This window comes from Acetobacterium tundrae, from assembly GCF_008086615.1.
Taxonomy (GTDB): domain Bacteria; phylum Bacillota; class Clostridia; order Eubacteriales; family Eubacteriaceae; genus Acetobacterium; species Acetobacterium tundrae.
The window spans coordinates 1-533 of record NZ_RXYB01000065.1; the positions used below are offsets into that span (position 1 = coordinate 1).

General features: G+C 46.9%; 1 protein-coding gene. It reads left to right on the forward strand.

What is annotated here, in order from left to right:
• A partial coding sequence (locus FZC40_RS16975) for a transposase (protein ID WP_148606525.1) occupies nt 1–533 on the forward strand: 533 nt, incomplete at both ends.

Below are 533 nucleotides of genomic sequence, written 5' to 3' on the forward strand. Positions count from 1 at the left end.
GGAACAGTGTGTCAAGGCCGGTTATGTTGATCAGAAAACGCTGTTCATTGATGGAACCCATGTTAAAGCCCGTGCCAATCGAAAGAAATCAAAAAATGTCCTGGTCAAAAAGACGGTGAGACACTATGAAGCCGCCCTTCAGGAAGAAATCGCCCGAGATCGGGAAGCGCATGGAAAAAGGCCACTCAGGGATAAAAACGGACCTGATGATCCCGATGATTCCGCCAACATAAAAGCACTGGATGAAGCGAACCAAAGCGATTGTAAAACAGAGTCTACTGGTGAGTATAAAGAACAGAAAACAAGTACCAGTGATCCTGAAAGTGGCTGGTTTCACAAGGGAGAGCACAAATCGGTTTTTGCCTACAGTGTTCAGTGTGCCTGTGACCGAAACGGCTGGATTACAAATTATACAATTGGTCCAGGCAATGAACATGACAGCAGTGCATTCTGGGAATTATATCGCCGACTGAAGGAAAAAGCCCCCCAAACCATCGTTGCCGATGCCGGATATAAAACGCCGGCCATCGTCA